General features: G+C 61.8%; 19 protein-coding genes, 2 tRNA genes and 3 pseudogenes. 22 read left to right on the top strand and 2 right to left on the bottom strand.

Annotated features, from left to right (window positions below; genetic code table 11):
* The 9 genes and pseudogenes from ACXAIC_RS17860 to cysG all read left to right on the top strand — a co-directional run.
* Positions 1–116: pseudogene (locus ACXAIC_RS17860) on the top strand (IS5/IS1182 family transposase); the annotation flags it as partial.
* A gap of 327 nt (positions 117–443) precedes the next feature.
* A complete protein-coding gene (locus ACXAIC_RS17855; protein WP_475183128.1) occupies positions 444–1031 on the top strand; it encodes an ANTAR domain-containing response regulator in 588 nt (195 codons plus the stop codon).
* 59 nt (positions 1032–1090) lie between these two features.
* Positions 1091–2203: a CmpA/NrtA family ABC transporter substrate-binding protein gene (locus tag ACXAIC_RS17850; protein ID WP_475183120.1), complete on the top strand. Its 1113-nt coding sequence runs from the start codon at positions 1091–1093 to the stop codon at positions 2201–2203.
* A 521-nt stretch (positions 2204–2724) separates the two neighbouring features.
* Positions 2725–4107, top strand: coding sequence for a CmpA/NrtA family ABC transporter substrate-binding protein (locus ACXAIC_RS17845; protein ID WP_475183139.1), 1383 nt, complete (start codon positions 2725–2727; stop codon positions 4105–4107).
* A 184-nt stretch (positions 4108–4291) separates the two neighbouring features.
* A complete protein-coding gene (locus ACXAIC_RS17840; protein WP_475183115.1) occupies positions 4292–5374 on the top strand; it encodes an ABC transporter permease in 1083 nt (360 codons plus the stop codon).
* Between the two features lie 12 nt (positions 5375–5386).
* On the top strand, positions 5387–7147 hold the full coding sequence (locus ACXAIC_RS17835; RefSeq protein WP_475183110.1) for an ABC transporter ATP-binding protein: 1761 nt from the start codon (positions 5387–5389) through the stop codon (positions 7145–7147).
* 5 nt (positions 7148–7152) lie between these two features.
* Positions 7153–8433: pseudogene (locus ACXAIC_RS17830) on the top strand (NAD(P)/FAD-dependent oxidoreductase); the annotation flags it as partial.
* A gap of 252 nt (positions 8434–8685) precedes the next feature.
* On the top strand, positions 8686–11376 hold the full coding sequence (locus ACXAIC_RS17825) for a molybdopterin-dependent oxidoreductase (protein WP_475183105.1): 2691 nt from the start codon (positions 8686–8688) through the stop codon (positions 11374–11376).
* Positions 11348–12982 carry a siroheme synthase CysG gene (gene cysG, locus ACXAIC_RS17820; RefSeq protein ID WP_475183100.1) on the top strand — a complete coding sequence of 545 codons (1635 nt, stop codon included), beginning with the start codon at positions 11348–11350 and terminating at the stop codon, positions 12980–12982. The genes ACXAIC_RS17825 and cysG overlap by 29 nt, the downstream gene beginning before the upstream one ends.
* 717 nt (positions 12983–13699) lie before the next feature.
* Here cysG and ACXAIC_RS17815 read toward each other — a convergent pair.
* Positions 13700–13774: transfer RNA gene (locus tag ACXAIC_RS17815), tRNA-Thr, on the bottom strand.
* Between the two features lie 434 nt (positions 13775–14208).
* Here ACXAIC_RS17815 and ACXAIC_RS17810 point away from each other — a divergent pair.
* The 12 genes and pseudogenes from ACXAIC_RS17810 (at position 14209) to ACXAIC_RS17755 (ending at position 23636) form a co-directional block, all read left to right on the top strand.
* Positions 14209–14421, top strand: coding sequence for a hypothetical protein (locus ACXAIC_RS17810; protein ID WP_475183097.1), 213 nt, complete (start codon positions 14209–14211; stop codon positions 14419–14421).
* 352 nt (positions 14422–14773) lie between these two features.
* Complete coding sequence (gene murA / locus ACXAIC_RS17805) at positions 14774–16063, top strand: UDP-N-acetylglucosamine 1-carboxyvinyltransferase (protein ID WP_475183093.1); 1290 nt, start codon at positions 14774–14776, stop codon at positions 16061–16063.
* A 123-nt stretch (positions 16064–16186) separates the two neighbouring features.
* Positions 16187–16414, top strand: a pseudogene (locus ACXAIC_RS17800) (IS6 family transposase); the annotation flags it as partial.
* A 340-nt stretch (positions 16415–16754) separates the two neighbouring features.
* Positions 16755–17195, top strand: a complete 441-nt coding sequence (locus tag ACXAIC_RS17795) for a DUF2948 family protein (protein WP_475183088.1) — start codon at positions 16755–16757, stop codon at positions 17193–17195.
* 182 nt (positions 17196–17377) lie between these two features.
* Positions 17378–18673 carry a histidinol dehydrogenase gene (gene hisD / locus ACXAIC_RS17790; RefSeq protein ID WP_475183084.1) on the top strand — a complete coding sequence of 432 codons (1296 nt, stop codon included), beginning with the start codon at positions 17378–17380 and terminating at the stop codon, positions 18671–18673.
* A 28-nt stretch (positions 18674–18701) separates the two neighbouring features.
* Complete coding sequence (locus ACXAIC_RS17785; protein WP_475183081.1) at positions 18702–19205, top strand: UPF0262 family protein; 504 nt, start codon at positions 18702–18704, stop codon at positions 19203–19205.
* Positions 19206–19210: 5 nt separating this feature from the next.
* Positions 19211–19663: an arsenate-mycothiol transferase ArsC gene (locus ACXAIC_RS17780; protein ID WP_475183078.1), complete on the top strand. Its 453-nt coding sequence runs from the start codon at positions 19211–19213 to the stop codon at positions 19661–19663.
* Positions 19664–19766: 103 nt separating this feature from the next.
* Positions 19767–19985, top strand: coding sequence for a translation initiation factor IF-1 (gene infA, locus ACXAIC_RS17775; RefSeq protein WP_006939340.1), 219 nt, complete (start codon positions 19767–19769; stop codon positions 19983–19985).
* A gap of 36 nt (positions 19986–20021) precedes the next feature.
* Complete coding sequence (locus ACXAIC_RS17770) at positions 20022–20648, top strand: Maf family nucleotide pyrophosphatase (RefSeq protein WP_475183075.1); 627 nt, start codon at positions 20022–20024, stop codon at positions 20646–20648.
* A 44-nt stretch (positions 20649–20692) separates the two neighbouring features.
* Entirely contained in the window at positions 20693–20893 is a 201-nt protein-coding gene (gene yacG / locus ACXAIC_RS17765) for a DNA gyrase inhibitor YacG (RefSeq protein ID WP_475183071.1), read from the top strand.
* 450 nt (positions 20894–21343) lie between these two features.
* Complete coding sequence (locus ACXAIC_RS17760) at positions 21344–22951, top strand: bifunctional metallophosphatase/5'-nucleotidase (protein ID WP_475183066.1); 1608 nt, start codon at positions 21344–21346, stop codon at positions 22949–22951.
* Positions 22952–23560: 609 nt separating this feature from the next.
* A tRNA-Phe gene (locus ACXAIC_RS17755) sits at positions 23561–23636 on the top strand.
* 107 nt (positions 23637–23743) lie between these two features.
* Here the strand turns inward: ACXAIC_RS17755 and ACXAIC_RS17750 are convergent.
* Complete coding sequence (locus ACXAIC_RS17750; RefSeq protein ID WP_475183061.1) at positions 23744–24688, bottom strand: LysR substrate-binding domain-containing protein; 945 nt, start codon at positions 24686–24688, stop codon at positions 23744–23746.
* Between the two features lie 157 nt (positions 24689–24845).
* Here ACXAIC_RS17750 and chvE point away from each other — a divergent pair, with 157 nt between their 5' ends.
* A complete protein-coding gene (gene chvE / locus ACXAIC_RS17745; RefSeq protein WP_475183059.1) occupies positions 24846–25910 on the top strand; it encodes a multiple monosaccharide ABC transporter substrate-binding protein in 1065 nt (354 codons plus the stop codon).
* The last annotated feature ends 36 nt before the right edge of the window (positions 25911–25946 follow it).

Raw genomic sequence — 25946 nt, 5'->3', positions numbered from 1 at the left:
AAAACTATTTCAGCAAAATCAAAGAGTTCAGAGGCATAAATACAAGATACGATAAAACCGATACCAGCTATCAAGCCTCATGGAACCTGGCCGCAGCGATCATCGCATTGCGCTAAATGTCCACAGACCTTAGAAGACGGGCCCTGAAGCCAACCCGTTTGACCGGCGGTTTCTCTTGCTGTTTGCCCTCGAACAGGCCAGCGCAACGGGAGAGCCAGACCGGCCTTGACGAAACCTGCTCCGTCTTTTGGGGCGGGCCTGCAGACAGAGCCGGTCGGGGGCAGGCAAGACGGGCGGGCCCCTGGCCATTCAGGCGGGCAAGGCGTGCCGTAAACAGGTGTTTCAGCTGCAGGGAAATCCTCGCGTTGTGACCGGTGGCTCAAATTCTTGCTGCGCTGCAGTATGTTTGTTGCATAAAAAATAGCTCTGCGCATAATGCGGGCATGAGCAGTGGCATTTCGATCCTCGTCATCGATGACAATAAGATCCGCGCGTCCATTATCGAAGAAGGACTGCGCGATGCCGGCCACGAGTCCGTTATTCTCGTGCATCAGATGGATGGCCTTGTCCGGCAGATCGCGGACATCAACCCGGATGTGATCGTCATTGATCTGGAAAACCCGAACCGGGACCAGCTGGAACACATGTTTCAGGTCTCGCGCGCGGTCCAGCGCCCGATTGCCATGTTTGTCGATAGGGCGGACAGCCAGTCCATCGAAGCGGCTGTTGATGCGGGCGTGTCCGCCTATGTGGTCGACGGCCTCAAGCGGGAGCGGGTCAAACCGATTCTGGACATGGCCGTCAGTCGCTTCAGGGCCTTTTCCAAACTGGCCCAGGATCTGGAAGATGCGCGCACGGAGCTGGCGGACCGCAAAACCATCGACCGGGCGAAGGGCATTCTTATGAAATCGAAAGGGCTGACGGAACAGCAAGCCTATGACCTGTTGCGCCGGACGGCGATGAATCAGAGCCGCAAGATCATCGATGTGGCCCAAAGCCTTGTCATCGCCAGTGGCCTGCTGGGAGAGTGACGGATGCGGACAGGACAAACTGGCCGGGGAGGAGCGGCCATCAGGGAGACCGGAGGATCATGGACAAGCCGTTGACACCCGTAATCGCGGGCTTCATTCCGCTTCTGGACAGTGCGGTTCTGGTCGCGGCCCATGAGATGGGCTTTGCCGAGCAGGAGGGGATCAGCCTGAAGCTGGTGCGGGAAACCTCCTGGGCCAATATCCGCGACCGGGTCGGGGTCGGGCATTTCGATGTGGCCCATATGCTGGCGCCGATGCCGATTGCGGCCAGTCTCAATCTGACAAGCCTTGCCGTGCCCATGCTGGCGCCCATGGTGCTGGGCCTTGGGGGCAATGCCATCACCGTGGCGACGGCGCTGTGGCAGGACATGGTGGAGAACGGGGCCGACCGCACGGGTGGCCCAGCCTCCACAGGCGCAGCGCTTTCAAAGGTCTTGGCGCTGCGGGCAGGCAAGGACGAGGCCCCCTTGCGTTTCGGGGTCGTGCATCCCTTTTCCGGCCACGCCTATGAATTGCGCTACTGGCTGGCAGCGGCCGGGATCGACCCGGACCGGGATGTCGAAATCACCGTTCTGGCCCCTCAGCTCATGCCGGACGCCCTGGCGGCGGGGCAGCTCGACGGCTATTGCGTTGGTGAGCCCTGGAACACGGCCGCCGTGGTGGCCGGAACCGGCCGGATCGCCACCTATAAACAGGCGATCTGGCCCGACAGCCCGGAAAAGGTGCTGGGGGTCACGCGCCGCTGGGCCGAAGCGCATCCCGAAACCCTGGCGGCTCTTTTAAGGGCCGTCTCGCGGGCGGCGGACTGGTGCGCAGACCCGCAGAATGTGGGGCGGCTGACGTCTATTCTGTCCGGTCCGGACTATCTGGCCTGCGCGCCGGAGATCTGCCGGCCGGCCCTTGGCGGTGAGATGCGGTTTGGCCGCACCACCTCCCGTACGATCCCGGATTTCCTGACCTTTTCCGGTGGTGCCAAGGCGGCTCCATCTCCGGCCCAGGGCCAATGGTTTTACGAGCAGATGGTGCGCTGGGGGCAGGCCGAGGCCATTGAGCCTGAGGCCATGGCGACCGTTGCCGGGGTTTTTTGTCCCAACACTTACCGGCAGGCCTTGAACATCGGCAGTCAGCCGGACGCGCCCCCCATGTCCCTTTTCGATCAGGCCGCTGGCTAGAGCATCGTGCAGACTTATCGCGCGATACTCTAAACCAAATCCCGCTTCATCGGGTGTGCTCGTCGCTGCCAGACACCAGAGATGTGAATGCAAAAGACAAAGCAGTTTGAAGCTGGATGAACGCGGCGCTTTCTGGATCGGTCCAGGCAGCCTGATCCGGGGCGGTCGAAGAAACGCTGCATTGCACAAAGAAAAGGCGTCTGCCTGAAAAAAGAGCTGCACGTTTGGAGCGGGTGCGCGCCCAAGAGAGCCAGAGGGTTGAACTAAAATATTGAAAAAAAAGAAAGAAAAAATATCTGCCAAGTTGGCACGCTTCCTGCTGTGAATTCCGTGAGGCCGACGCTGGCCGAAATCATATAGCGCCCAGAGACGGGCGCCCAGGCAAAGCCGCCGTTCTGATCTGCATCTCCTCCTCCCATGCGCAGGTCAAGACGGCGGCTTTCTTTTTGTGAGTCAGCGTCTGGTTAAAGGACGCGGAACGTATGAGGGAACAGGACGTGACACAGACACCGAAAAACGGGATGACCCGCCGTCTGGCACTCGGCGCCTTGATGGCGGCCACGGCATTTGGCCCGGCCTCGACGGCCTTTGCCGAGATGCTGGATGTGGAAAAGGACGAGCTGACCTTCGGCTTCATCAAACTCACCGACATGGCGCCGCTGGCCATTGCCTATGAGCTTGGCTATTTCGAGGATGAGGGGCTGTTTGTCACCCTTGAGCCCCAGGCCAACTGGAAGGTGCTTCTGGACCGGGTCATCACCGGCGAGCTGGACGGTGCCCACATGCTGGCTGGCCAGCCGCTGGCGGCGACCATCGGCTTTGGCACCAAGGCGCATATCGTGACGCCGTTCTCCATGGATCTCAACGGCAACGGCATCACCGTGTCCAACGAGATTTGGGAGATGATGAAACCCCACATTGAAATGGAGCCCGACGGCAAGCCGGTCCATCCGATCAAGGCCTCTGCCCTGAAGCCGGTGGTGGATCAGTTCATTGATGAAGGCAAACCCTTCAACATGGGCATGGTGTTCCCGGTCTCCACCCACAATTACGAGCTGCGCTACTGGCTGGCCTCTGGCGATATTCATCCTGGCTTCTATTCCAAGACCGATATTTCCGGTCAGATCCAGGCCGATGCGCTGCTTTCCGTGACCCCGCCACCGCAAATGCCTGCGACCCTGGAAGCGGGCACGATCTATGGCTACTGCGTCGGTGAACCCTGGAACCAGCAGGCGGTCTTCAAGGGCATCGGCGTGCCTGTGATCACCGACTATGAGATCTGGAAGAACAACCCGGAAAAAGTGTTCGGCCTGACCAAGCAGTTCACCGAGGAAAACCCGAACACGACGCTGGCTATCACCAAGGCTCTGATCCGGGCCGCCAAGTGGCTGGACGAGAACAACAACGCCAACCGGATGGAAGCGGTCGAAATCCTCGCCCGGTCCGAATATGTGGGGGCGGATGCGGAAGTGATCGCCAATTCCATGACTGGCACGTTCGAATATGAAAAGGGCGACAAGCGCGAAGTGCCCGACTTCAACGTCTTCTACCGCTACTATGCCACCTATCCGTTCTATTCCGATGCGGTCTGGTACCTGACCCAGATGCGCCGCTGGGGGCAGATCCCGGAATACAAGCCCGACAGCTGGTATGACGAGGTCGCCAAATCCGTCTATCAGCCGGACATTTACCTGAAAGCTGCGCGCATGCTGGTGGAAGAAGGCCACGTGGCCGAAGAGGATTTCCCCTGGGATACCGATGGCTACCGCGAACCGACCCCGGCAGCCGACATTATTGACGGCATTCCCTATGACGGCAAACAGCCCAACGCCTATATCGACAGCTTGCCGATTGGCCTGAAGGACAAGCAGGTCGTGGACGGTAATTCCGTCGTGGGAGGCTAAGGCCTGCCCGGGACCGGCAGCAGGGTCTGCCGGTCCCGTGTTTGCGGACGCAGGCTGATGTGCTGGAGCAGGTACCTTCAAATCAGCGTCAAAAACCTGTCCCAACTCTTTGTTTTCACGCAATTCCGGACGCAGAACCAGAGTCCGCCGTTCCAGGAATTGCTCCACATCGGGGACTTTTCCCATGGCCAATGCCGAGACTGCCGGATCTGAAGATCTGACCCGGGCTGCCCGGAAAGAAAAAGTGTTCACCTGGATCAACAAGACCGGTGGCTGGCTGGATGCCCTAGGCTTCTCCTGGCTGGTTCCCCTGATGAAAATGGCAGCCGGTGACAGCTCTAAGGAGCAGCTGAGGGAGCTGAAGCGTGTGCTTTTGATCCCCCTGCTGGGCATCATTGCTTTTCTCGTCCTGTGGGGCGTGCTGGCGCCCCAGGTCCAGACCTCGCTCGGGGCCGTGCCCGGTCCGGCCCAGGTCTGGAGCCAGGCGGTTAACCTGTGGGACGACCATGTGCGCGAGCGTGAGAAGGCGGCCGCATTTTATGACCGTCAGGACAAGCGCAACGCGAAATATGAAGCTGAAGGCAAGACCGACAAGATCAAGTGGCGCACCTATACCGGCAAACCCACCTACATTGACCAGATCGGGACCTCGCTGAAGACGGTCGGTCTCGGTTTTTTGATTGCGACCGTGATTGCCGTGCCGCTGGGTATCGCATCTGGCCTGTCGCGGGCCTTTAACGGGGCCATCAATCCCCTGATCCAGATTTTCAAACCGGTCTCGCCGCTTGCCTGGCTGCCCATCGTGACCATGATCGTCTCGGCCACCTATGCCAATCCCTATGACTGGCTGTCGAAATCCCTGCTGATCTCGGCGGTGACCGTGACCTTGTGCTCCATGTGGCCGACCCTCATAAACACGGCGCTGGGCGTCGCCTCGGTTGACAAGGATCTGATGAATGTGGGCCGGGTGCTGCAGCTGCCCACCTGGAAAACGATCACAAAGCTGGTTCTGCCCTCGTCCCTGCCGCTGATCTTCACCGGCCTGCGCCTGTCGCTGGGCGTGGGGTGGATGGTCCTGATTGCTGCGGAAATGCTGGCGCAGAACCCGGGGCTGGGCAAATTCGTCTGGGATGAATTCCAGAACGGATCCTCCCAGTCGCTGGCCAAGATCATGGTAGCAGTTGTGACCATCGGCCTGATTGGCTTCATGCTCGACCGGTTGATGTTCGCCCTGCAGCGCGCCTTCACCTTCAGCGCCAACCGCTAGGGAGCAGCCGGTATGTCCTTTCTGGAAATCTCCGCTGTCTCCAAGGCCTATGGCGAAGGCGCGAACCGCACGCCCGTGCTGGAGGATATAAATCTGAAGGTGGAGGAGGGCGAGTTCATTGCCATTGTTGGCTTTTCCGGCACCGGCAAGACCACGCTTATCTCCCTTCTGGCCGGGCTGATTGACGCTGACGCGGGCGGCATCGTCTTCAAGGGCAAGGAGATTGACGGGCCCGGGTCGGACCGGGGCGTTGTTTTTCAGTCCTATTCGCTGATGCCCTGGCTGTCGGTGGCCGGAAATGTGGCCCTGGCGGTCGACACGGTGTTCAGGAAAAAGTCTTCCCGGGAAAGACAGGCCATCTGTGACCGCTATATCGAGATGGTCGGTCTCTCCCATGCCCGTGACCGCAAACCGGCGGAGCTTTCCGGCGGCATGCGTCAGCGGGTGGCCGTGGCGCGGGCGCTGGCCATGCAGCCGGACCTTCTGCTATTGGACGAGCCGCTGTCGGCGCTTGACGCGCTCACCCGCGCCAAGTTGCAGGACGAGTTTGCCGCCATTTGCGACAAGGAAAAGAAGACCATCGTACTCATCACCAATGATGTCGACGAGGCCATTCTTCTGGCGGACCGGATCTTGCCCTTGAAACCGGGCGCAGCGGCGACGCTCGGGCCGGAATTCAAGGTGCCTTTCAAACGCCCGCGCGAACGCGGTGACCTCAACCATGATGATGATTTCATCCGCCTGCGCGCTGAAATTACGGAATATCTCATGGAAGCTGGCGCGGAACGCGGGGCGGATCTGGAGCGCGACATCGTGCTGCCGGATATCGTGCCGATCACCCAGCGTGCCGGGGACAAGGACCCGTTGCCGGCGGCCTATGAGCGGGCGGCGGAGACCGTCAGGGACGACCGGTATTTGGAATTCTCTCAGCTGAAGAAGGTCTATCCGACGCCCAAGGGGCCGCTGACGGTAGTCGACGGGTTCGAGCTGAAGATGACCAAGGGCGAGTTCATCACCCTGATCGGCCATTCCGGCTGCGGCAAGTCGACGGTCCTGTCCATGGTGGCGGGCCTCAACCCGATCACGGAAGGCGCGATTGTTCTGGACGGCACCCATGTGACCCAGGCCGGACCGGACCGGGCCGTGGTGTTTCAGGCGCCCAGCCTGATGCCCTGGCTGACCGCCTATGAGAATGTCGCCCTTGGGGTCGACAAGGTCTATCCCCATGCCTCGAAGGCCGAAAAGCGCGACGTCATCGAATATTACCTCTCGAAGGTCGGACTGGCGGATGCCATGACAAAGGCGGCGGTGGACCTGTCCAACGGTATGAAACAGCGGGTTGGCATTGCCCGGGCCTTTGCACTGTCGCCCAAGCTGCTGTTGCTGGACGAACCCTTCGGCATGCTGGACAGCCTGACCCGCTGGGAACTGCAGGACGTCTTGATGGATGTGTGGAAACGCACCCAGGTGACGGCGGTTTGCGTCACCCATGACGTGGACGAGGCCATTTTGCTGGCCGACCGGGTGGTGATGATGTCCAACGGGCCCAATGCCCGCATCGGCAATATCATGGAGGTGGATCTGCCGCGTCCGCGCTCCCGTAAAGACCTGCTCGCCCATCCGGATTACTACGCCTACCGGGAAGAGCTTCTGGATTTCCTGGAAGCCTATGAAGGGGGCGCGGACCCGAGCGAAGACCAGCTTACTTCCATTCAGGAAAAACGGGCCGCCCGCATGGCCCGTCAGAAGGCTGCGGTGGAAGCTGCGGAGTGAAACACATGACAAAACAGAAGCTTGTTGTCATCGGCAACGGCATGGCGCCGGGGCGTATGCTCGAACACCTGTTCGAGAGGGACGCCGATGCCTTTGACGTGACCATTTTCAACGCCGAACCGAGGGTGAACTACAACCGCCTCATGCTGTCGCCGGTGCTCTCGGGGGAAAAGACCTATGAGGACATCATCACACACGGGGACGCCTGGTACACAGGCCACAATGTCACCCTGCACAAGGGGGCCAGGGTGACCCGGATCGACCGGGACGCCCGGACAGTGACCGCGGAAACCGGCCAGACGGCCAGCTATGACAAGCTGGTGATCGCTACCGGCTCCAGCCCGGTCATTCTTCCGCTGCCGGGCCGGGACCTTGAGGGCGTGCTGACTTACCGGGATCTGGATGATGTCGGCCGGATGCTGAAGGCCGCTGCCCGGGGCGGCCGGGCGGTTGTGATCGGCGGCGGCCTGCTGGGCCTTGAGGCGGCTGCCGGGCTGAGGCAGCAGGGCATGGAAGTGACGGTGCTGCATCTCATGCCGGGCCTGATGGAGCGCCAGCTTGATCCAGCGGCCGGGGCGCTTCTTGAAGACGCATTCAGGCGGCGCGGCATTGAGGTGCGCACCCAGGCCAACAGCCGGGAGATCGTCGATGACGGCACGGGCCGTGTGAAGGCAATCCGTCTGGAGGACGGCACCGAGATCAGCGCCAGCCTCATCGTCATGGCCGTGGGCATCCGCCCGGCGGTGCAACTGGCGCAATCCGCAGGGCTCACCGTCGGGCGCGGCATCAAGGTCGGCGATGACATGCGCACATCCGATCCGGATATTTTCGCGCTTGGCGAATGTGTGGAGCACCGGGGCCAGTGCTACGGGCTGGTGGCCCCGCTCTATGATATGGCCAAGGTGGTTGCGGACAATCTTCTGGGCGGATCGCACACCTATGGCGGGTCGGTCACCGCCACCAAGCTTAAGGTGACCGGCGTGGATCTTTATTCCGCCGGGGATTTTTCGCAAGCCGGCGACCGGGAAGAGATCGTGCTGCAGGATGCGGCCGCCGGTGTCTACAAGCGCCTGGTTCTGAAAGGCGACCGCCTTGTCGGGGCGGTGCTCTACGGGGAGACCGCAGATGGTCCCTGGTTCTTTGATCTTTTGAAAAACCAGACGGATGTTTCGCAGATGCGCGAGACCCTGATTTTCGGCCAGGCCTATCAGGGGAGGGCTCCCCTGGACCCTATGGCGGCCGTTGCAGCCTTGCCGGATGAGGCAAAAATGCGCAGCTGCAACGGCGGAAATCAAAATCAGACCGGCGGCAGCCCAGAACACGGGGCGGCAGACCCTGACGCGGCCCCTGCCGGTCCTGGAGCTGTGGCGTGCGGTACGGCCATGCACTGGAAGAACAGATCTTCGCTGATGGCAGCCAGGGCTCCGGCCCGGCATGCTTGCTGACCGGACACATGAGTACCAACCCCATCAATCCCCCGGCAACTGGCGGCGGCTGGCTCGCGGCACGCCCGGGACTGGGGAGGAGAGGAGGCAAGGGTGACCGTTAAAACCGAACACAAGACGGTCAGGACAACATGCCCCTATTGCGGCGTGGGCTGCGGTGTTCTGGCGACACTTCAGCCGGATGGCCGTGTTGCCATTCAGGGGGATCCGGAGCATCCGGCCAATTTCGGCCGGCTCTGTTCCAAGGGCTCCGCGCTCGGGGAAACCCTGTCGCTGGACGGCCGGCTCCTGACCCCGAACATCAACGGCACTGAAAGCAGCTGGGACACGGCGCTTGATCTTGTGGCCCGCCGGTTTTCCGAAGCCGTGCGCAGGCATGGGCCGGACAGCGTAGCGTTTTATGTGTCCGGCCAGATCCTCACCGAGGATTATTACGCCGCCAACAAGCTGATGAAAGGGTTTATCGGCTCCGCCAATATCGACACCAATTCGCGCCTGTGCATGGCCTCGTCCGTTGCGGGCCACAAGCGGGCCTTTGGCAGCGACACGGTGCCGGGCACCTATGAGGATCTGGAAAGCTGCGATCTGCTGGTGCTGGTGGGCTCCAATCTGGCCTGGTGCCATCCGGTACTGTTTCAAAGGGTGGAGGCGGCAAAAGCTGAAAATCCGCATATGCGGGTTGTGGTGGTTGACCCCCGCACTACAGCCACTACCGGCCTGGCGGACCTGCATCTGGCCTTGAACCCCGACACGGATGTGGCGCTTTTCAATGGTCTTCTGGCATTCCTGTCGGAAGCCGGGGCCCTGAATGAGGCCTATATCGGCGCCCATACCAGCGGCCTTGAGGCGGCACTCACTGCCGCCGGGCCGTGCGAAATCAACCGGATTGCAGAGGCAACGGGTCTTGCGCCCAGGGATCTGGCGACCTTCTACACCATGGTGGCGCGCACGGAAAAAACCGTCACGCTCTACAGCCAGGGGGTCAACCAGTCTGTCACCGGCACCGACAAGGTCAACGCAATCGTCAACACGCATCTTGCAACCGGGCGGATCGGCAAGCCGGGCATGGGGCCGTTTTCGGTCACCGGCCAGCCCAATGCCATGGGCGGGCGGGAGGTTGGCGGCCTTGCCAACATGCTGGCGGCCCACATGGCGCTGGAAGACCCGGCCCACCGGGCGCTGGTGCAGCGTTTTTGGCAGAGCCCGGCCATGGCGGACCGGCCGGGCCTGAAGGCGGTGGACCTGTTCCGCGCCGTGCGCGACGGCCAGATCAAGGCGCTCTGGATCATGGCCACCAACCCGGCCGACAGCCTGCCCGATGCGGATGCGGTCGCCGTGGCGCTAAAAATCTGCCCCTTCGTGGTGGTCTCCGATGTGACGGCGGATACGGACACGGCCGCCCATGCGGATGTGCTGCTCCCCTCTGCCGCCTGGGGCGAAAAGGACGGCACGGTGACCAATTCCGAGCGGCGGATCTCCCGCCAGCGGGCTTTTCTGAGCCCGCCGGGCAAAGCACGGCCGGACTGGTGGCAGCTCAGCCAAGTGGCCCGGCGCATGGGCTTTGCCGCAGCCTTTGACTATGGCGGCCCGGACGCGATCTTCCGTGAGCACGCGGCCCTGTCCGGCCTTGAAAATGACGGCAGCCGGGATTTCGATATCAGCGCCTTGAAGGATTTGAGCCGGGCCGGGTTTGATCACCTGGAGCCGGTGCAATGGCCCTGCCCGGACGGGCAGACCAGCGCGGCGGACTCGCGGTTTTTTGGCAGCGGCGGCTTCTATACTCCGGACGGGACCGCCAATTTCATTGCGGTCCGCCAGGCCCTGCCGCGCAAACGGCCGCGCCGTTTTCCCTTTGTGCTCAACACCGGGCGCATCCGCGACCAGTGGCACACCATGACCCGCACGGCAAAGACGGCCCGGCTGTCGGCCCATATTGCCGAACCCTTTGTGGAGGTGCATCCGGAGGATGCGGCCGCGCTTGGCATCGGCCCGGCGGATCTTGTGAAGATCAAAAGCCCCCATGGGGCGGTGACCGTGCGCGCCCTGGTGACGGAGCGCACGGGCAAGGGCCGTGTGTTTGTGCCCATGCACTGGACGGATCAGTTTGCGTCCAACGGCCGTGTGGATGCGGTGGTCGCCCCTGACACCGATCCGGTATCCGGCCAGCCGGGGCTGAAATTCACCCCCGTTGCGCTCTCCAAACAGCCCGTCACCTGGTACGGCTTTGCGGTGCTGAGGCACAAGCCCGGGGCGCTCGCAACGGATTATTGGGCTCTGGCCCCGGCCCCAGGCGGCTGGCGCGTAGAGCTGGCAGGCCAGCAAGATGCCGATCTTGCCGCGCTGGCCCGCACCGCGCTTGGGCCCGGCGCTGAGCTGTTGCAGATGGAGGACCAGGGCGTGGGGCTGCTGCGGGTGGCCGGCTGGGACGGGGAGACCTTTCTGGGCGCGTTTTTCTTCGCCCGCCAGCCGGTAACGGTGGCGCGTCAATGGGCCTGCGGGCTGTTGGAAGCCGCGCCCATGGCCCGCAAGGACCGGTTTCAGGTGCTGGGTGCCAAACCGCCTGCGGACCGGCCGGACACGGGCGCTCTGGTCTGTGCCTGTTTCCAGGTGGGCAGCGCGCAGATCGCGGCGGCTGCCGCAAAGGGGGCGGGCAGCCAGGCGGCCATCGGGGCCTGTTTGAAGGCGGGCACCAATTGCGGCTCCTGCCGCTCCGAAATCCAGTCCATTCTTGACACGGTTGCGAAGGAGACCGCTGATGGCGCCGAGATTGCGCAAGCCGGTTGAGCGCCCGGCAAAGCGCCGTGCCCGGGTCGGGTCGCTGGCCAGTCTGCCCCTGTTTTTTCCGCTCAAAGCGCGCAAGGTTGTGCTGGCGGGCGGCTCGGACGCCGCTGCCTGGAAGGCGGAGCTGCTGGCCGCCACCGGGGCCGAGGTCCATATCTATGCCCCGGTCTTGAGCTCCGCGTTTGAGGCGCTTCTGGCTGGAGAGGGCCTGGCCGGTGAGCAGGCTCAGAACGGGTATCAGGATCGGGACAATGCGCCGGATCAAGACCAGGACGGCGGCCAAAGCAGCGGCCAAAGCGGGGCTGAAACCGGCCGCTTTCACCATCACGCCCGGCCTTGGGGGACGGACAGTTTTGCCGGAGCCGCACTGGCCATTGGCGATGCCCAAAGCGAGGGTGAGGCCCAGGCGTTCTTTTGCGCGTCCCGCAGCGCCGGGGTGCCGGTCAATCTCATCGACCGCCCGCAATTCTGTGATTTTCAGTTCGGCTCCCTCGTCAACCGCTCGCCTGTGGTGATCGGCATTTCCACCAGCGGGGTGGCGCCGATTCTCGCTCAGGCCATCCGCAGGCGCATTGAAACCCTGCTGCCACCTGCCTTGACCGGCTGGGCGCAGCTGGCCGGAAACCTGCGGGCCAAAGTGCTTGAGACGCTGTCGGCAGGCGCAGAGCGCCGCCGGTTCTGGGAGCGGTTTACGGATCTTGCCTTTTCCACCCGCCCGGCTCCGGATCTGGCCGGAGCGGGCGGCCTGGAAGATCTGCTGCGCGAGGCGCAGGACGCGCCGGCCGGCCGGGTGACGCTTGTGGGCGCGGGGCCGGGAGACGCGGAGCATCTGACGTTGAAAGCGATGCGCGCCCTGCAATCGGCCGATGTGATCCTGTTTGACGATCTGGTGGATGACAGTGTTCTGGAACTGGCCCGCCGGGAAGCCCGGCGCCTGCTGGTGGGCAAGCGCGGCGGGCGGGACAGCTGCCGCCAGGAGGAGATCAACGCCCTGATGGTGCGCCTTGCCAGACGCGGCAAACATGTGGTGCGGCTGAAATCCGGCGACCCGGCCATTTTCGGCCGGGCGGGCGAAGAGCTGCGTGAGCTGGCAGAGGCCGGCATTCCGGCCACCATCGTGCCCGGCATCACCGCCGCCTCCGCCATGGCGGCCGAGCTGGGCGTGTCCTTGACCCATCGGGACCACGCCCAGTCCGTGCGGTTTGTCACCGGCCACGCCAAAAACGGCCAATTGCCCGAAACCGTCGACTGGCAGGGCCTGGCGGATCCGGCCACAACCACGGTTTTTTACATGGGCGGGCGCATGGCCGGGCAGATCAGCGCCCGGCTGATGGAAAGGGGCTGCGCCCCGGACACCCCGGCGCGCCTCATGACCAGCATCTCCCGCCCCACCGCCGCCACCTGGCACGGCCCCCTTTCGGCCCTGGCCGGCGGCGTGGCATCCTTGACCGATGGCGGCCCGATTCTGATCGGTATCGGCGCGGTGTTTGCGGCCACGGAGACGGAGGCGGAGGCGGAGAAAGACAAGCAGGCAGAGCAGGGCAGCTCAGACCTTCCACGCGGGGGGCGTGAACACCGTTTGGACGCCGTGCGCGGGCGTGCACTCTGACACGAGATCCCCCTTGAGGCCTGATACCAAGCGCACTTGATGATGACCTGTTTGATGCCCCAATTCCGTTCAACGGCTAGGCGCATCGCGCGACCCGGTCTGGTTGACCGGATAAGCGGTGCAACGATGTCCGTTGGGCGGAATTGGGTCACCGGAGGCCGCGCTTGGAGGGACTCCGGACGTTGTCGCACGTCTGGCCCGATACCCCGTATCGGCCTGCGACGCGCTCCTAGCCGAAGACCATCCAAGCACGGTCAAATAGGTCATCATCAAGTGCGCTTGGTATGAGATACCGTTTTCCGTTTCCATGAGACGGGCAGACAGGCAGGCCTGAAAGGCGGAAGCCTTTGGGACAGGGAATTGGCCGGGCTCAGTGCATGGTCCGGAAGTTGCTCGCAGGTCCCGGGGGCACGTTGGGCGCATGACACAGGCAATCAACATCTTTCCAATTTGATTTGCGGTTAAGTCTTCAACGCAAACGGGCTCCCGTCGCTCGACCGTCTCTTCCCAATTCTGCCCGCCAGAAAAGCGCCTTGGCATTCGAAGCCAGGGCCGCGTAAATGAGAACCTGGAGCGGCATAAAACGTCACAGGTCCAGACACGTGGTGCACCAAATCTGCACCACTTTCGAACGCCATTAAACAGCGTTTGTCGACCACAGATTGATAGTGGCTTGCCGACACGGTTTGTTATGCTACTGTTTTTGTTGGGAAACGATGGTGCTGCCGGAGAGATTTGAACTCTCGACCTCTCCCTTACCAAGGGAGTGCTCTACCCCTGAGCTACGGCAGCATTGGGCTTTTTGAAAAAGCCTGGCGTCGGCACTGGATTTTCAAGAAAATCAAAGTGGTTCGGGACGCACCTGCTGGCCCCGATCAGCGCGGCCGACCGGAATGAGGGCGCTTTTGCCATAAGCGGCTTTGGGACGCAAGCTGTGTTTTGGTTTTTTTTCAAGGCGCTTGCCAGTCAGGCCGGTGAGGCTGGGCAAACGCCGTGCCCGGCCTGATTTTCAACGGCCTTTTGGCCGCGCAGACCGCCTGTGGATATGTGAGCCGGACCGGGCAGGGCGCCCACAGACTTGCTGTTGCAGCAGTGGTCGGGCACAAGAAGCCGGATACAGACCGGAGCAGATCTCTGCTGAAGGTCTGCGGGGATCTGTTGATGAAGACCTGGGAAAGATTTTCTGAGGATCTATCGGGGACCAGGGGAAGACAAAGGCGCACGCAATGAGCGGAGATGGCAAGAGCCCGGAGGCGACCGGCCCTCAACACATAGACCCTCAGCGGGGCGCTGGTGATGCGTCTGGCGAGGCCGGAGCGCAAGCCGGGCCTGAAGGGGCGAAACCGGCCAAGCCGTCGCGGGAAGACCGGCTGGCAGAGGCGTTGCGGGCCAATTTGCGCCGGCGCAAAAGCGCGGCCAAAGCGCGCAAAGACAGCTGATCCGGCAGGCGGCGGCCATCCCCGCAGACCTTTCGGGGGCACAAGCGGGCAGAATCACGCAAACCTGCCGTGGTTTGTCGTCTCAAGTTGGCCCTGGCGCGGAGGCACGTCAGCGCACTTGTTGGAGGAGCGCAAGCAAGGGCTTTGCGGAGCGCGCGGCCTGCCAAGATCCTGATGGATTTGACGCTTTTCGACGGACCGGCGCTGCCGGGCGCTGATGGCCATGAAAACGCCGTCTTCACAGCCGAAGCCTGTCTTGCATGGACCACAACTTGTGTGTAGACCGCAGGTTTGGTGTGACCGATCAATTTCAACAAGCGTTGCCGGGGCTCAAGCCCGGCCGGGGTGGCATATGGACAGTATCAAGGTTGTCGGTGGGGCGGAGCTGAATGGTGTCATTCCGATTTCCGGGGCCAAGAACGCAACGCTGCCATTGATGATAGCGTCGCTTCTGACCGACGAGACCCTTACGCTGTCCAACGTGCCGCGCCTGCGCGATGTGGCGCTTCTGACCCAGATCCTGTCCAATCACGGGGTGGATTATTCTGTCAATGGCAAGCGCAACGGCCAGGATGAGCTGGCCGGACAAACGCTGAACCTGACTGCCCGCGAGATTGTCGACACCACCGCGCCCTATGAGCTTGTCTCCAAGATGCGCGCCAGTTTCTGGGTGATTGGCCCGCTGGTGGCCCGCATGGGCGAAGCGCGGGTGTCGCTGCCCGGCGGCTGTGCCATCGGCACCCGCCCTGTCGATTTTTTCATTGACGGCCTGAGCGCCCTTGGGGCCGAGATCGAGATTGAAGGGGGCTATGTGGTTGTGCGTGCGCCGAACGGTCTGACAGGCGCGCGTGTGGCGTTCCCGAAAGTTTCCGTTGGTGCGACCCACACGATCATGATGGCGGCAACCCTGGCCAAGGGGGAGACCGAACTTGTCAATGCGGCCCGCGAGCCCGAAGTGGTTGATCTGGCCCGCTGTCTGAAGGCCATGGGCGCGCAGATCGAGGGCGAGGGCACCTCGACCATTCGCATCAAGGGCGTGCCGCGCCTTCACGGGGCCCATCACGCGGTGGTGCCTGACCGGATCGAGACCGGGACCTATGCCATGGCGGTGGCCATGGCGGGCGGCGATGTGCTGCTGCAGGGCGCCCAGGGCACGCTTCTGGACACGGCGCTGGACACCCTGCGTCAGACCGGCGCGGACATCACCCAGACCTCCGAGGGTCTCAAGGTCTACCGGAACGGCAATGGCATTCAGCCGGTGGATGTGACCACGGAACCCTTCCCGGGCTTCCCGACCGATCTTCAGGCCCAGTTCATGGCATTGATGACCAAGGCCGGCGGCTCCAGCCGCATCACCGAGACCATTTTTGAAAACCGGTTCATGCATGTTCAGGAACTGGCGCGTCTTGGGGCCCAGATTCAGGTGGATGGCCGCACGGCGACTGTGGAAGGTGTCTCAACCTTGCGCGGCGCGCCCGTCATGGCAACGGACCTGCGTGCCTCCGTCTCCCTTGTGATCGCCGGTCTTGCGGCCGAGGGCGAGACCACGGTCAGCCGGGTCTATCATCTGGACCGGGGTTTTGAGCGCCTGGAAGACAAGTTGACCCGCTGCGGTGCCCAGATCGAACGCATTTCCGGTTAGAGCATCGTACGATAAGTCTGCACGATTTGACCGGGTCTGCTTTCCAGCATCAAATGGTGCAAACTTATAGCAAGAGGCTCCTGACGGCGTCTGCATGTAAGGGATTCCCAAATCAGCTTTCATCATAACAGGATTGAGAATTCCAACCGCCCGACGCGCAAACGGGAGAAATTTATGGGCCGGTTCAAATGGCCTCGGCGAGTGCAGCGGTTTCTGTCCGCCCTCGATCAGATCAACACGATCTTCAGGCCCCGTCGCCGTCGATACACCCTGTCGGCCGCCTCATGCCGGCACGCAAGGGCAGATGTATTCGGACTATGGCAGGACGACACCGGTGAGATGAACGCCTGAAATCCGCCCAAGAAGGGCTCCCATGCGGTCCGGCCAAATTAAGTTGGCAATGCCCGCCAGCGTCCTGCGCCGGGAAATCGACGGCTTCATGGGCCGCCTGCGCACGGGATAGGCTGTCCCGGGGAGCGGCTCCGCCGGATCTGAAAGTCAACCATCTGGGGGCCGCTATCCTGTTTTTGATCGGGTGTTGCGCCCCGATGGTCCGGCGCTGGTGTGCCCGGATGCCATTCGCGCGTTGCAAAATGCGGCAATCCCCATTACGTGAACACATTCTAAGTGGTGCAGCCCCTGAGACCTCCCGGGCGCTGCGAAAAACAAAACGGATCACGATCACGCCGCCATGGATCAACTGAAACTCGCCGCGCTCGACCAGGAAGATCTTCAGGTTCTCTCCGCCCATTTGCAGGACGCCGTTCTGACCGTTGCTGACATCCGCTATCTGCCCAGGGAAAAGAAGGCGGTGTTTGTGCTCAACCGCTTTGTCTGGGACAAGAAAGCCGACAAGCGCACGAAGGAACATGAGCGCCGCCGTTCGGCCCTGGCCATTGCCCAGGTCACCGCCATGAAGGGACAGAACATCCGCCAGGAGGCCAGGGGCGAGGTACTGGAGCTTCTGGCGGTGACGTTTGAGCCAGGCGAAGACCCGTCGGGCACGATTCAGCTTGCCTTTGCTGGCGGTGCGAGCCTTGCCCTTCAGGTGGAATGTATCGAGGCGCAGCTCTCGGATCTGGGAGCTGCGTGGTCAACGCCCAATCTGCCAAAGCATGATCTTGGCAGCTGATCCAGTTGCCATTCCGGCGCCTCAGACTGCAGACTGCATCTAGAATTGCGACCTCTCGCAGGGTGTGAGACTGCCGGGAGGATCAGGTCACCGGAAAGCTCTGGATCCCGCATTTAAAGGCGGTAGGATCTGCCGTCCAGAACAAAGGCCCCGAAAAGGCCCCCAACAGCATGGAGCAAAACGTGGTTCTCCGCTTGAACAGCAGCGACGCCGGATTTGAGGCCGCTTTCAAGGCGCTTCTGGCCGGAAAGCGCGAAGTCTCGGAAGATGTCGACCAGATTGTCCGCGGCATCCTTGAGGATGTGCGCGAACAGGGCGACCGGGCGGTGCTTGACTATACCGCCAAATTCGACCGGCTGGAGGCCGCCTCCATGGCCGATCTCACCGTCTCCGCCGGTGAGATCGAGGCCGCCGTCAAGGCAGTGCCGCAAGACACCCTTGAGGCGCTGCAACTGGCCCATGACCGTATCCTGGCCCACCATGCCCGCCAGATGCCCGCCGATGACCGCTACACGGACGCGATTGGGGTGGAACTCGGTTCCCTGTGGACGGCGGTTGACGCGGTCGGCGTTTATGTGCCCGGCGGCCTGGCCAATTATCCAAGCTCTGTGTTGATGAATGTGCTGCCGGCGAAAGTCGCCGGGGTGGAGCGCATTGTCATGGTGGTTCCAAGTCCGGACGGGGTCCTGAACCCGCTCGTTCTCGCGGCTGCGAAGATCGCGGGCGTTTCGGAGATCTACCGCATTGGCGGCGCCCAGGCAGTGGCGGCTCTGGCCTATGGCACTCAGACCATTGCACCGGTGGCCAAGATTGTCGGGCCGGGCAACGCTTTTGTGGCCGCCGCCAAACGCCGGGTGTTCGGCACGGTCGGCATCGACATGATCGCCGGGCCGTCCGAAGTGCTGATCGTGGCGGATGGGGACAACAATGCGGACTGGCTCGCGGCGGACCTTCTGGCCCAGGCCGAACATGATACAGCGGCCCAATCGATCCTGATCACCGATAGTGCCGCGCTGGCGGCCGAGGTGGAAAAGGCGGTTGAGGCCCAGCTAAAGGTTCTGCCACGCGAAGAGGTCGCCCGGGCCAGCTGGGACGCGTTTGGCGCCATCATTCTGGTGGACGACCTGGACAAGGCGATGCCGCTGGCCAACCGGATCGCCCCGGAGCATCTGGAACTGGCCGTCGCCGATCCCGAGCATTTGCTGAAAAAAGTGCGCAATGCGGGCGCTGTGTTCCTGGGCCATTATACGCCGGAGGCCATTGGCGACTATGTGGGGGGCACCAACCACGTGCTGCCGACGGCCCGCTCGGCCCGTTTTTCCTCAGGCCTCTCGGTGATGGAATTTGTGAAACGCATCTCGATCCTGAAATGCAATGCGGATAACCTGCGCCAGCTGGGACCCGCAGCCATTGCGCTTGGGGAAGCCGAGGGCTTGTCCGCGCATGCGCGCTCTGTGTCCATCCGGCTGAACATGTAGCTGAAACCACGCAGGAGGCTTCCCGCAGATGGGTGACACCCGCTCCAGTTCCAGTCCTTCCTCTGCCGGCGGCCGGCTGGTGGATGTGGTGTTGGACGAAGCCTCCATCGCCCGCTCCACCCCGGAAGTGGAGCATGACCGGGCCGTGGCGATCTATGACCTGATTGAGGAAAACCGGTTTCAGCCCGCCGGGCATCCGCCTCAGAACTTCATTCTCAATCTTGCGGTGGTGGAAAAGAAGCTTGTCTTCCGGATTTCAACGGAAGCCGGGCAGGAGGTGGTGACCCATGTCCTGTCCCTGTCGCCCCTGCGCAAGATCGTCAAGGACTACAATCTTATCTGCGAAAGCTATTATGAGGCGATCCGCCACGCGACCCCCAGCCAGATCGAGGCAATCGATATGGGGCGGCGCGGGGTGCATAATGAAGGCTCGGCCATCCTGATGGAGCGGCTGGAGGGGAAGATCGAGGTGGATATGCAGACAGCCCGGCGCCTGTTTACCCTCGTTTATGCCCTGCACTGGAAGGGCTGAGCCGAATGACCGGCCCGGGCCTGCGTCCGACGGCGGTTCTGTTTGCCTGCGGGATGAATTCCGTCCGCTCGCCCATGGCCGAAGCCCTGACGCAGCAGCTGTTTCCAGGCAAGATTTATGTACGTTCGGCCGGGGTGCGCGAGGGCAAGGTGGACCCGTTTGTGGATGCGGTGATGGCCGAAATTGGTGTCGACATGAGCCGCCACCGCCCCAAGACTTTCGAGGAGCTGGACGAATCCGGCTTCGACCTGATCGTGACCCTGGCACCTGAAGCCCACCACAAGGCGCTCGACATGACCCGCACGGATGCGGTGGAGGTGGAATACTGGCCGACCATGGATCCGACACTGGCCACCGGCAGCCGGGACCGTATCCTGGAGGAATACCGCGCGGTACGCGATCAGCTGGCGCTTCGCATCAAGAAACGGCTCGATTGGACACCGGCTGCAGCCGACTGAGGGTTCTTTTGGGACGGGTTGGAAAGAAAGGTTCACTTTCCATCGGTTATCCGTTAGTTTGCCGCGCACCCGCGGGCAGGACCCGCTTTATTCAGGATATCAAATGGCCAAAGAAGAAGCTCTGGAGTTTCCGGGCGTCGTAACAGAACTGTTGCCGAACGCGACGTTCCGCGTAAAACTGGAAAATGATCACGAAATTATTGCCCACACCGCCGGGCGCATGCGCAAGAACCGGATCCGTGTCCTTGCGGGCGACAAGGTTCTGGTGGAAATGACCCCTTATGACCTGACCAAGGGGCGGATCACCTACCGCTTCAAATAAGCGGTGACACGGTGGCACGGGCTGCAAGGCGCTTTCATGACCAATGTCCCTCAGCTGATCCTCGCATCCGCTTCACCGCGCCGCCTGGCGCTGCTGCAGCAGATCGGGCTGGACCCGGACCATCTCCTGCCGGGCGATATTGACGAGACCCCGAAAAAGTATGAGACCCCGCGCGCCCTGGCTGTGCGTCTTGCCCGCGCCAAGGCACAGGCCGTGCGCGCAAAGGCTGATGCGTTGCCGGACATGAGGGGCGGGATCGTGCTGGCGGCCGACACGGTCGTGGCCGTCGGCCGCAGGGCCCTGCCCAAGGCGGAACTCACCGAGCAGGCCGTCCTGTGCCTGTCGCTTCTGTCGGGCCGGGGGCACCGGGTCTTTACAGGGGTGGCGGTGTCGGACGCAAACGGCAAGCTCCGCTCCAAACTGGTAGAAACCCGGGTGCGCTTCAAGCGGCTGACCCGCAAGGATATGGACGACTATATTGCCTCGGGCGAATGGCGCGGCAAGGCGGGGGGCTATGCCATCCAGGGGCTAGCAGGCAGCTTTGTCGTCAAGCTGGTCGGCTCCTATCCGTCCGTGGTCGGTTTGCCCCTGGTGGAAACAGCCGGGCTGTTGAATGCGGCCGGATATCCGGTGCACCAGGGCTGGGCCAACGCCGCCGCCTGAAGACAGCAATGGATTTGGGGGCAGGGACAAGGGGAGCCGGAACCATGACTAAAAGTGACAGCAATCCTTCTGATCGGCGCATGCGGCCCTGCCCGATTTGCTCAAAACTGTCGACCCGCGAAGACTATCCCTTCTGTTCGGACCGCTGTGCCAAGATCGACCTGAACCGCTGGTTTTCGGAAGGCTACACGATTCCGGTTGTCGAGACCGACGACATTGACGAGAGCAACTTTCCCGACGAGTGAGTTTGTCACCTGCGGGGGCACAGTGTCATCTGTGGACAGCTCAAACTGTGCGTCCCCGGATGTGCCGTGCCTCTTGTGAGGTTCCTGATCTCACCGCAGCAGGCAAAAGAGAATGCTCTTGAATAACCGCGATTTGCGTCAGGCTCTCGGATGACTAAACGTCAAGTTGATCGAGTGTTGCGCTACGTAATCTATTTTCGCAGCAGATAAAAATAGTTATCCGACTAAATTAAGTGCAGTCTATCGGGCGAAGCTCTCTTGCAGTTGTCACAAATCTGAACAAAGATCTGGCGACACCGGCCGCCCGGCATATGCGCTGCGGTCCGCAGAGCGTGGGCGCTTTGGGATGCGCTTACTGGCGCTGTGAAAGTCTGCGCGGGCAGGGCGGGTGAACGGGGCGGCGGAACTGCCGTGGCCTTTATAACAAACAGTATCAAGGGTGAGGGTCCGATGAAGAACCTTTTTCTGAGCGCCGCCGTGCTGTCCATGACGACAGCCCTGTCCAGCGCGGCATATGCCGACTATTCCCTGTCGATTTTGCATCTGAACGATCTGCATTCGCGCATTGAATCGATCAACAAATACGATTCCACCTGCGACGCGGACTCTGAGGCGGAAGGGAAATGTTTCGGCGGCATCGCCCGCATCAAGACCATGCTGGAAGAGCGTCGCGCCGTCCTTGAAGGCGAAGGCAAGAACGTGATCACGGTGGATGCTGGTGACCAGTTCCAAGGTTCGCTCTTCTACACCACCTACAAAGGCGACGCTGCGGCTGAGTTCATGAATGGCCTTGGCATTGACGTGATGGCCGTGGGCAATCACGAATTTGATGATGGTCCCAACGGCCTGGCGAATTTCCTCGGCAAGGTCACGTTCCCGGTGATTTCCGGCAATATCGACGTGAATGGCGAGCCGGCACTCAAGGGCAAGATCCCCGGTGTTCTGATTCTGGAACGGGGCGGGGAGAAGATCGGTATTGTGTCCGCGCTGGCGGAAGATACGGTCGATACGTCCTCGCCGGGCGAGGGAGTCCGGTTCATTCAGGCGGAAGACTATCTGAAAGGCGCGGTGGAAGGTCTGGAAGCGGCCGGGGTTAACAAGATCATCGCCGTGACCCATATGGGCCTGTCCCGCGACAAGGAGATCGCGGCAGCCGTCTCCGGCATTGATGTGATTGTCGGTGGCCATTCCCACACGCTTTTGTCCAACACCCAGGAACGGGCCGAAGGGCCGTATCCGGTGCAGGTCAAGAACCCGGAGGGCAAGGAGGTCCCGATTGTTCAGGCTTATGCCTATGGCAAGTTCCTGGGCGATCTGGAAGTCACCTGGGATGATGACGGCAATCTGATCAAAGCGGAAGGCGAGCCCATCCTGCTGGATGCGTCTGTCACACCCGATGAGGGCTTTGCCAAGCGGGTGGCTGAACTGGCCGCACCGATTGAAGAGCTGAAATCCAGGGTGATTGGGGGGAGTGAGGCCGTGATTGATGGCGACCGGGGCTCCTGCCGCGCTGGCGAATGCCAGATGGGCACGCTGGTGGCCGATGCCATGCTGGACCGGGTGAAGGACCAGGGCATTCAGGTTGCGATCCAGAATGGTGGCGGCCTGCGCGCCTCCATAGATGCCGGTGAGGTCACCATGGGCGAGGTCCTGACGGTTCTGCCGTTCCAGAACACCCTGTCCACCTTCCAGCTCAAGGGCGCCGACATCATTGCCGCGCTGGAAAACGGTGTGTCTCAGGTGGAGGAAGGGGCGGGACGCTTCCCGCAGGTGGCTGGTCTTAAATATTCCTGGACCCGCAAGAAAGACCCGGGCAGCCGCATTCTGGTAGTGGAAGTTCTGGAAGACGGGGCCTTTGTGCCGCTTGACCCGGAAAAGGTCTATGGCGTTGTCTCAAACAACTACATGCGCGGCGGCGGCGACGGCTACAAGGTATTCTCGGCCAACGGCATGAACGCCTATGACTACGGCCCCGGCCTGGAAGCGGTCGTGGCCGAGTATCTGGCCTCCCACAATGGCTACAAGCCCTATACGGACGGCCGGATTTCCGAGCAATAAGCAGACTTTGTCATTCCCCATTTGAAAGCGCGCCGCTTTCCGGCGCGCTTTTTACGTGTCTGAAAGACGACGGAAAGGCCTCCTTGAAAGAGCGCCATTGAAGCGCGCGGCCCCACCCAGTTTCAATGCGTGTCGCGTTCCAATGGTTTCAAAGCGTTTTGTCCCTTGCTTTGAAATCTCTGATGTCAGGCCGCAACAGGCAAATCCGATTGATCGTGACACGCCAAAGCGCCGTCCCGGACGCAGCGCAGCGGAACTCCGGGAGCCGCCCGGACATGGGTCCAGCTTTGTCCCCGGCGCAGGGCCGGGGCGGCCCAGAGGGCGGGGGAGGAGTGCTCGCTTTGCTTTGCCCCTTGGGAGCCCGTTGCCCCTTCTGCGGGCAGGGTGTCCCGGCCTCTCTTGGAAGACCTCCGGTCCCCATAGGAGGAACCGGCTGTGGGGCATGAAAAAAATTGTTTTTCAAAGGCTTGCGCGTATTTGAAGTTTTCCCCAGCCGGAAAGTCTTCTGAATGCAAAAAACTTTGCCGGGGTGCTGGACAAGCTCAGAACCAGCCTCTATAAGGACCGGGCTTTCGGCGAACGGCAGCGTTTCTTTGGTCCGGCAAGCACGCCCAGATAGCTCAGTTGGTAGAGCAGCGGATTGAAAATCCGCGTGTCGGTGGTTCGATTCCGCCTCTGGGCACCACTCTTTCCCTTGAAGAAATTAGACTGTTCAGACAGATCTGCTGGTGACAACACTCTGGCAAATGCCTGTGCCTGAACGTCTTTCCTGCGCTGCTGCACCCCGCCCGCTTACCCCGTCACTGCCCGCAAGATTTGAGACGCGACAATCTTTGCGGCCGGGGTCAGGACCTGGGCTTTGCGGGTCAGGAAGGAATAGGTCTCAACGGAGAGCGGCAGGTCAGTGTCCAGGGTGACAAGTGTGCCGGACAGGTCTGTGTCCGGGGCGGCTGTGAAGCTGGCGGCGACCGACTGGGCAACCGGGCCGATGGCATTTGTCTGCTGGATGGTGGCCAGGGTGAACAGGAAGGACGAGGTGGTCAGAACGCGTGAGGGCAAGGCCAAGCCCCTGTCCCGCAAGGCCTGTTCGGCTGTTGTGCGGATCGGGGAGCCGATCGAGGGCAATACCCAGTCGAAGGCCAGCAGCGCTTCCGCGGCAATGGGCGGACCGCTGCGGGTCAGCGGGTGGCCGGCGCGGGCGATCATGCAGGTCGGCTCGCGGGTGAGCGGCTTTTCCTCAAACAGCGCCGGGTCTTCGTTGGTCGGCACACGGCTCAAAGAGAAGTCCAACCGCCCCTCCAGAAGCATCGGCGCCAGCACCCGGCTGGTGCCCACCTCCACCGACAGCGTGATGTCCGGATAGCTGAGACGGATCTGCCGGAGCGCGGGGATCACATATTCAATGGCTGGACCAGTGACAGAGCCGATGCTGACATGGCCGCTCTGGCCCGCCTTGTGCTGCTCGATGTCCCGGCCCGCATCGGCAAATTCCTGAAGCACCCGCACACAGCGCTCTGCCAACGTGCGGCCCACATCCGTCAGCTCGATGCCACGGCCACTGCGCTGGTAGATCTCCGCATCCGTGATCCGCTCAATCTCGGCAATCAGCCGGGATGCTGCCGGTTGTGTGATGCCGAGCGCAAGCGCTGCCTCGGTGAGCCGGGCTTGCCGGGCGAGCTCCGCAAGCAGCCGTAAATGGGAGATTTTCAGGCCCCGCCGGACCAGATCCAATGGCATAGGTCTCGCTACCTTTAAGAGTATACCAAAAATAGTATGAAAAGATAACGAATAATAATTTGACGGTCATGTCAAATTTTCACATCACAAAGACCATGCAAGGCGCTTGCATGCATAGGCATATTGATGGCCGGCAAGCACCGGCTGGGAGGAAAAGATGAAATTTGTAACGAAGGCGCTTGTCGCAGCCGCGGCAGCTGCAACCCTCATGTCTGGCGTCGCCCTGGCGGCGGACAAAGGTACCATTGGCATCGCAATGCCCACCAAATCGTCCGCCCGCTGGATTTCGGACGGCAATTCCATGGTCGAGCAGTTCAACGCCGCAGGATATGCCACCGACCTGCAATATGCGGAAGACGATATTCCGAACCAGCTCGCCCAGATCGAAAACATGATCACCAAGGGAGTGGACGTGCTGGTCATAGCCGCGATTGACGGCACCACACTGTCCAACGCCCTTGAAAACGCCGCGGCTTCCGGCATCAAGGTCATTGCCTATGACCGCCTCATCCGTGACAGCGGCGATGTCGACTATTACGCAACCTTCGACAACTTCAAGGTCGGGGTCCAGCAGGCGACCTCGCTGGTCAGCGGCCTCAAAGAACGGTTCGGGGACGGGCCGTATAATGTCGAACTCTTCGGCGGCTCGCCGGACGATAACAACGCCTATTTCTTCTACGATGGGGCCATGTCGGTTCTGCAGCCGCTGATTGACGACGGCACCATCGTGATCCAGTCAGGCCAGATGGGAATGGACACGGTCGGGACCTTGCGCTGGGACGGGGCTGTTGCCCAGGCCCGCATGGATAACCTCCTGTCCGCTCACTACACAGACAAAACACTTCATGGTGCACTCAGCCCCTATGACGGCCTGTCGATCGGTATCCTCTCGTCGCTGAAAGGGGTCGGCTACGGCTCTGGCGACCAGAAGATGCCGATCGTGACTGGGCAGGACGCCGAAGTTCCGTCCGTCAAGTCGATCCTGGCCGGCGAGCAATACTCGACCGTTTTCAAGGATACCCGGGAACTGGCGCGGGTGACTGTCGGCATGGTCGAAGCCCTGCTGAATGGCGGCGAGCCGGAAATCAACGATACCAAGACCTATAACAATGGCGTCAAGGTGGTGCCGTCCTACCTGCTGGAGCCGGTTGCAGTCGATGCCAGCAACTGGGAAGAGATCCTTGTCGGCAGCGGCTACTACACCGCCGACCAGGTCAAATAAGCCTCACTCTCAAACTTGTCCCGCCCGCGGTCTTGA

Source organism: Roseibium sp. AWQ4_254 (genome assembly GCF_056161025.1).
The sequence above is the reverse complement of the archived record's forward strand: the minus strand, read 5'-3'. Positions and strand labels throughout refer to the sequence as shown.